This is a genomic window from Kitasatospora sp. NPDC098663, assembly GCF_044760075.1.
Taxonomy (GTDB): Bacteria; Actinomycetota; Actinomycetes; order Streptomycetales; family Streptomycetaceae; genus Kitasatospora.
Genome location: NZ_JBIWAP010000105.1, coordinates 1 through 7,608, shown reverse-complemented (window position 1 = coordinate 7,608; position 7,608 = coordinate 1). Strand labels below are relative to the sequence as shown.

4 protein-coding genes are annotated in these 7,608 nt (G+C 71.8%); 2 read left to right on the top strand and 2 right to left on the bottom strand.

Features of this window, described 5'->3' with window-relative positions; genetic code table 11:
• Nucleotides 1–123: 123 nt before the first annotated feature.
• Both ACIQVZ_RS41985 and ACIQVZ_RS41980 read right to left on the bottom strand, forming a co-directional pair.
• Nucleotides 124–1,149 carry an alcohol dehydrogenase catalytic domain-containing protein gene (locus ACIQVZ_RS41985; protein WP_402458330.1) on the bottom strand — a complete coding sequence of 342 codons (1,026 nt, stop codon included), beginning with the start codon at nt 1,147–1,149 and terminating at the stop codon, nt 124–126.
• Nucleotides 1,150–1,463: 314 nt separating this feature from the next.
• Complete coding sequence (locus tag ACIQVZ_RS41980) at nt 1,464–2,591, bottom strand: NADH:flavin oxidoreductase (protein ID WP_402458327.1); 1,128 nt, start codon at nt 2,589–2,591, stop codon at nt 1,464–1,466.
• Between the two features lie 412 nt (nt 2,592–3,003).
• Between ACIQVZ_RS41980 and ACIQVZ_RS41975 the strand changes: the two genes are divergently transcribed.
• A complete protein-coding gene (locus ACIQVZ_RS41975; protein WP_402458324.1) occupies nt 3,004–4,683 on the top strand; it encodes a DUF885 domain-containing protein in 1,680 nt (559 codons plus the stop codon).
• 222 nt (nt 4,684–4,905) lie between these two features.
• Nucleotides 4,906–7,086, top strand: coding sequence for a DEAD/DEAH box helicase (locus tag ACIQVZ_RS41970; protein ID WP_402458322.1), 2,181 nt, complete (start codon nt 4,906–4,908; stop codon nt 7,084–7,086).
• Nucleotides 7,087–7,608 lie beyond the last annotated feature (522 nt).

The window sequence follows — 7,608 nt, the reverse complement described above, 5'->3', positions numbered from 1 at the left end:
GGTCCGATACCCGCTCATTCGCAGGCGACTTGACCTGCCCCACCCTCGCCACACCACAACCAACGAGACACCGACCACAAAGTCACCGGCATTGCTCCTAGGGGGCGTGGTGGCCGAGCCGGGTCAGCCGGTGGTGAGCACCATCCGGAAGCGGGCCTTCCCGGCGAGCATCTTCTGGTACGCCTCCTCGGCGTGGTCCAGCGGCACGGTCTCGGTCATCGGGCGGATGCCGTGCAGAGCGCTGAAAGCCATCGTGTCCTCCACGTCCTGCGCGGTGCCGGACGGGTGGCCCCGGACGACGTTGGCGCCCATGAGCAGTCCGGCCGGACTGATCTCCATCGGAGCGGTGTCGGCCCCGATCACCACCAGCTCCCCGCGGGGGGCCAGCCCGTCCAGGGTGGACGCGATGGCCTCGGAGTTGCCGGCGGTGGCCAGCACGGCCCTGGCGCCGCCGTAGGACTGCAGCGCCTCGGCGACCGGGGTGCCGGCGGTGCTGTCGACGTAGTGGTGGGCGCCCAGTTGCTCGGCGAAGCCGGCCTTCTCGGCGCCCCGGGCGATCGCCACCGTCTCGAAGCCCATCGCGACCGCGTACTGGACCCCGAGGTGCCCGAGGCCGCCGAGACCGAGCACCGCGACCAGGTCGCCGGGCCGGGCGGAGCTGCGCCGCAGCCCGTTGTACGTGGTCACGCCCGCGCAGGCCATCGGCCCGGCATCGCCGGCCGCCAGTTCGTCGGGGATCCGGGCCAGTGCGTCGGCGGGCGCGATCACCTTCTCGGCGAAGCCGCCGTCGTACGCCCATCCCGGGACCTTCAAGTTCCGGCACACGATGAAGTCGCCTCGGCGGCACGGCTCGCAGTAGCCGCAGCTGCCGCCGAACCAGCCGACCGCCACCCGGTCGCCGATCTGCCATCCACGGTCCCGAGTGCCTTCGCCGAACTCCTCGATGCGTCCGGCGATCTCGTGCCCGGGCACCACGGGGAACGACACACCCGGTAGTGCGGCGTTCACGAAGAGTGTGTCGGAGTGGCAGACGCCGCACGCCTCCACGGCGATCCTCACGTGGCCGGGTCCCGGCTGCGGCACCTCTCGCTCGGCCGGTTGGAGCGCACCGCCCGGGGCGGTCGCCTGCGCCACTCGATAGGTACTCATGATCCAGCGCTCCTCCGGGAAGATGATCAGCGCTCCTCCGGGAAGTCGTCGCCGCGCGTCGGCAGGCTGCTCAGGGATCCGTCCGGGGGGCCTTTTCTTCACCATAAGGCCGTGCGGGCCACTGCGCAGGGCAGTGGGAGCAGCAGGCCGAGGGCCACCACCGGTGCCACGGCCTCGTCCGTGTCGACTCCGTCCGAAATCACCTCCCACGCAAGCGTGTTGACACCTCGTTCTGCCGGTGCGGTCCTGTGGGAGCCCGAAGGGCCCGGCCCCGCTGCGCTCGCCGCGCGGCCGGGTCCTCGGGGGCTGGTGGGTCAGCTGAGGGTGCGGAGCGCTTCGGCGCCGTAGGGACGCAGCTCGGCGTGGCGGCCGGAGAGGACCTTGGCGGCCCACTGCGGGTCCTGGAGGAGGGCGCGGCCGACGGCGACCAGGTCGAACTCGTCGCGCTCCAGCCGGTCGAGCAGGTTGTCGATGGCCTGGACCGGGGACCCCTCGCCCCTGAAGGCGCCGATGAAGTCGCCGTCGAGGCCGACCGAGCCGACGGTGATGGCGGGGCGGCCGGTGAGCTTCTTGGTCCAGCCGGCCAGGTTGAGGTCCGAGCCGTCGAACTCGGGGACCCAGTAGCGGCGGGTCGAGGCGTGGAAGGCGTCGACGCCGGCCTCGGCGAGCGGGGTGAGGATGGCCTCCAGCTCCTCGGGGGTCTCGGCGAGGCGGGCCTCGTAGTTCTCGGACTTCCACTGCGAGTAGCGGAAGATCACCGGGAATTCCGGGGAGACGGCCGCTCGCACCGCGGCGACGAGCTCGGCCGTGAACTTCGTCCGGGCCACCGGGTCGCCGCCGTAGGCGTCGGTGCGGCGGTTGGTGCCCGCCCACAGGAACTGGTCGAGCAGGTAGCCGTGGGCGCCGTGCAGCTCGACGCCGTCGAAGCCGATCCGCTCGGCGGCCGCGGCGGCCTCGGCGAACGCGCCGATGACGGCGTCCAGATCGGCCCGGGTCATCGCCCGGCCGGTTCCCTCGGTGCCGTCCAGCCGGATCCCGGACGGGCCGACGGCGGGAGCGTCGGCGAACGGCGGGTCGCCCTGCTCGCGCACCATGCCGATGTGCCAGAGCTGCGGCACGATGGTGCCGCCCGCCGCGTGGACGTCCTCGGCGACGCGGGCCCACCCGGCCAGCTGCTCCTCGCCGTGGAAGCGGGGGATGTCGTCGCTCTGGCCGGCGGACTCGTGGCCGACGTACGTCCCCTCGGTGATGATCAGGCCGACGCCGGCGGCGGCGCGGCGGGCGTAGTACGAGCGCACGTCCTCGCCGGGCACGCCGCCCGGAGAGAACCTGCGCGTCATCGGCGCCATCGCGATGCGGTTGGGAACGGTCAGCCCGTTGAGCGTGACGGGCCGGGACAGGATTTCGGCCGCGCGGGAGGCTGCGGGCTCGGTGACGGTCATGGGATCCCTCGTGGGTACCGGTGGAGTGCGCCGGGGCGGAATTGGTTGCCTGTGCAAACAACTCGGGTGGCCCCCGCATTTCGCCGACCGAGCGAAACTCGCTGTGATCAGCGCCACTACGCGCCGGAGGGGAGCGGCCGTCCCGTCCTGCCCGGCCGTGGCCCAACCCATCTGCTGCGGTGCTGACTTGACGGCTGTCCGGGGCGGGCGGGCGGAGCCTGGCTAGAATCACGACGTGTTCGACGGCCTGAGGGCTTCCGCCGGAGCTGCGGACTCGTCCACGTCGACTGCGCTGTACGTCGACTGCGCTGTACGCCGACTGCACGGCGCACCGACTTCACGGCGCAGCGGCGCACCTCGGAGGCCTCCTACGCCTGGTACCGCGACCGATCGCCGACCGAAGGAGCTGACGATGACTCCACGACAGATCGCCGACGACCACGTGGCCCGGGTCGCCGCACACGACCCCGTCACCTCCACCTCCCTGGGCCTGGCCCCGGGCGACGACCGGATGCCCGACCTGTCGCCGGACGGCGTCGAGGAGACGGTCCGGCTCGCGCGGGAGGCGCTGGCGCGCCTGGACGCCGTCCCCGAGGCCGGGCCCGACGGGGATCCGGCGGAGCTCGTGTGCGCGCGGCTGCTGCGCGAGCGGCTCGACGCCGAGGTGCGGATGCACGAGGCCGGCGAGAACTTCCGCGCCGTGCGGAACCTGCACACGCCGGTGCACCAGCTCCGGGGCATCTTCACGATGATGCCCACCGCCACCGACGACGACTGGGCCCCGGTCCTGGGCCGGCTGCGCAACCTGCCCACCGCGCTGGACGGCTACCGGGCCACGCTGGCGGAGGGCGTCGCCCGCAAGCTGCTCGCCGCGCCCCGCCAGGCCGACGTGCTGTGCGCGCAGCTCACCGCGTGGACCGGCGAGACGGCCGGGGGCCCCGGCTGGTTCGCCGAGTTCGTCGCCCCCGCGCCGCAGCGGCTCCGCCCCGAACTGGACGCCGCCGCGAACGCGGCGACCGCCGCCGTGGCCGCGTTCCGGGACTGGCTCCGCGACAGCTACCGGTCCGCTGCGGAAGGCACACCCGACGCCGTCGGCCGCGAGCGCTACCTGCTCGGGGCGCGCCAGTACACCGGCGCCGACCTGGACCTGGACGAGACCTACGACTGGGCCTGGGAGGAGTTCCACCGGGTCTGGGCCGAACTGCGCACGGAGGCCGAACGGGTGCTGCCCGGCGCCACCGTCCAGGAGGCCCGGGCCCACCTGGACGAGCACGGACACACCGTGCACGGCGCCGAGCGGATGCGCGGCTGGCTGCAGCAGATCACGGACGACGCGATCGAGGCACTCGACGGGCACCACTTCGACATCACCGGCCCGCTGCGCCGGGTCGAGACCAGGATCGCCCCGGCCGGCAGCGCCGCCGCGCCGTACTACAGCGGGCCGAGCCTCGACTTCGCCCGCCCGGGCCGGACCTTCCTCCCGCTGGCCAACGGCGACGCGCAGGAGCGGTTCCGCACCTGGCGCCTGGTCAGCACCTGGTACCACGAGGGCGTCCCCGGGCACCATCTGCAGCTCGCCTCCTGGACCGCGGCGGCGGAGCGACTGTCCCGCTACCAGGTCACCCTCGGCAAGATCAGCGCCAACGTGGAGGGCTGGGCCCTGTACGCCGAGCGGCTGATGGACGAGCTCGGCTTCCTCACCGATCCCGGACGCCGCCTCGGCTACCTCGGCAAGCAGATGATGCGCGTCGCCCGCGTCATCGTCGACCTCGGCATGCACCTGGAGAGCGCCATTCCGGCGGGCTCCCCGTTCCACCCAGGTGAGCGCTGGACCCCGGAGCTGGCCACCGCCTTCATGGCCGACTACGTCGGTCTGGCGCCCGCCCACCTGCACAGTGAGATCGTCCGTTACCTCGGCCGGCCCGGCCAGGCCATCGGCTACAAACTCGGCGAGCGCGCCTGGCTGGCCGGCCGCGATGCGGCCCGCCGCCGGCTGGGCGCCGACTTCGACCTCAAGCACTGGCACATGAAGGCCCTGCGGCAGGGCTCCCTGGGCCTGGACGACCTGGAGGCAGGCCTGGCCGCGCTGTGACCGCCGGCTGACGGCCGTGCGCCCGCCGTCGATCGGCACGGACGCACGGACGCACGGACGGCACCCGGCCCGGAAACTCCTCCGGGCCGGTGGGCGGCCGGTGGGCGGCCGGTGGGCGGCCGGGGTGTGGTCGGGAATCCCGGGCGGTCGGCGGTGCCCGGATGGAATCATGTGGACGCCCGGAGAGGGTGTCGCATGGTCGAGTCGGGACAGGAGCCGTAGGTGGGGGAAAGGCAGCGGGCAGTCCGGAAGCCCAAGGTCGTGCTGGCGGACGGGGAGCGGCTCCATGCGGTCGCCCGCGCGGTCGTCGACGATCACCAGGGGGCTGTCGAGCACGTGCGCCAGGCCGCGGCCGGTCTGCGGGGCCGGCTGGTCCGCGACGAACTGGACGCCATTCCCGTGGCCCGGCTGAAGGACGTCACCGAGGGGCGGCTGCGCGTCGGCGCGTTGGAGACCGCCGGAATCAGGACCGTGCGGCAGGTGGTGGACGCCACGCCCTACACGCTCCAACTGCTGCCCGGAATCGGAGCCCAGAGCGCTCTCCAGGCCATCGCCGCCGCCGGGCAGATCGCCCGGGCAGCGGAACAGGCCGTGGCGATCCGGCTGGACGTCGACCACCAGGACGCGGCCGGCACCGCGCTGGTCGTCGCACTCCAACGGCTGGTCGCCGCCGGGCCCGAGGCGAGACGGGCCAGAGAGCTGGCGGAGCGTGTCGTCGGCGAGGCCGCCGCCCTGATCGCCGCCGCCCAGCCGGCCCGGGGCGTTGTCAGAGGCCTGTTCGCCGGGCGGCAGCGCCGACAGGAGGCGTTCGCCGCGGTCGATCGGCTGGACGCCCTGCTCGCGGAGACGGAGGACCGGGGAACGTCCATGCTCTTCGCCCAGGCATCGGTGGACCTCCTCCGCCCACCGGCCACGGACATCGAGGCCTGGGCGGAGTTCGAAGTCCGCTCGGCCGAGTTCTACGGCGTCCTGGGCGAGTTCGCCGGATCCGGCTCCGACGGGCTCACCGCCTCCGAGGGCTTCCTCCCGGAGAGCCTGTCGGACCGGGTCCGGGCCGAGCCGCTGGACGACACCCGGTGCAAGGTCTCGCTCCGCGGTTACCAGGCGTTCGGTGCCCGCTTCGCCCTCGCGCAGAAGCGGGTGATCATCGGCGACGAGATGGGCCTCGGGAAGACGATCCAGGCGATTGCCGCGCTCGCGCACCTCCGGGCGCACGGGAGCGCACACTTTCTCGTCGTCTGCCCGGCCAGCGTCCTCATCAACTGGATCAGGGAGATCGAGTCGCGCAGCACGCTGAGGGCGTTCCGATTCCACGGCCAGGAACGGGAAGCGGCGCGCACCGAATGGCTCGCCAGCGGAGGTGTCGCCGTCGTGACCTTCGACGGACTGCGCAGCCTGGAGGTCCCGGAGGGTGTCACGGTCGGCATGGTCGTGGTGGACGAGGCCCACTACGTCAAGAACCACAGCACGAAGCGCTCCCGGGCGGTGGCCGAGTGGACCGAGCGCGTCGACCGCGTCCTGTTCCTCACCGGCACCCCGATGGAGAACCGGGTGGAGGAGTTCCGGAACCTGGTCCGCTATCTGCAGCCCGATCTTCTGCCCGGAATCCACAGCAGTTCGGGCGCCGCAGGGCCGACGTCGTTCCGCAGGGCCGTCGCACCGGCCTACCTGCGCCGTAACCAGCGGGACGTCCTGACGGAGCTCCCCGACGTCGTTCACGTCGACGAATGGGAGGAACTGTCGGCATCCGATCTCGTCGCCTACCGTTCGGCGGTCGCCGAGGGGAACTTCATGGCCATGCGCCGGGCCGCGTACGCGGACCCGGCAGGGTCGGCGAAGCTGCTGCGGCTGATGGAGGTCGTCGAGGAGGCCGCGGAGAACGGGTTGAAGGTCGTCGTCTTCTCGTACTTCCGAGATGTTCTGCGGGTTGTCCAGGGCGCTCTGGGGCAGCGTGCCTTCGGCCCGATCGACGGAGGACTGGACGCTGTCCGGCGACAGGACGTGGTGGACGAGTTCGCCGCCGTGCAGGGCCATGCGGTGCTGCTGAGCCAGATCCAGGCCGGCGGTGTGGGACTGAACATCCAGGCGGCGTCGGTCGTCATTCTCTGCGAACCCCAGGTGAAGCCCACCACGGAGAGCCAGGCGATAGCCAGAGCCCATCGAATGGGCCAGGTCCGGCGCGTACAGGTGCACCGCCTGCTGGCCGCTGACAGCGTCGACCAGCGGATGGTGGAGATTCTCCGCGCGAAGAGCCGACTGTTCGACGACTACGCGCGCCGCAGCGACGTGGCCGAATCGACTCCTGAAGCGGTCGACGTCTCGGAGCAGTCGCTGGCAGCGCTGATCGTGGAGGAGGAACAACTGCGCCTCGCCCGGACGGTTGCCGACGGTGCCGCGACCTGACGCCGTGACCGCGGGCGGTCGCACGTCCGTCGCTCGACGTTGCGGCGGGGGCTGCTGGGGCTGGGCGTTTGTTTCGGGCACTGAATTGGGGGTACTGTCTCCCAGTCGCTCGGCAGGGAGCACCGGACACGCATCGGCGCGGACGGTCCCGGGGCGGCCAATCCTCTTGAAACACCACCTCCTGGTTCGGGCCGGGTCGCGCCTTGTCGCGGCTTGGTTCCTATTCGGCGTGCTTGTTTTATCGGATTGCGGCCGATTCGCTTTTCGGAGCGGGGCTCGGCTAGAGTTTGAAACGTCGGACGGGGCATAAAGCCGCAGAAGACACCAGCGAGTTGGATGAACGAAGCGCCGGAAACGGGGCGGAAAACATCTGGTAAGCTGGGAACACGAAAGAACGAAGCGCCCGGAGGGCCCGCTGGAAGGCGGTCCGAAGGAAGTGTCCGTTCCTTGAGAACTCAACAGCGTGCCAAAAGTCAACGCCAGATATGTTGACATCCCCGGCCTCAGATTGTTCTGGGGTTG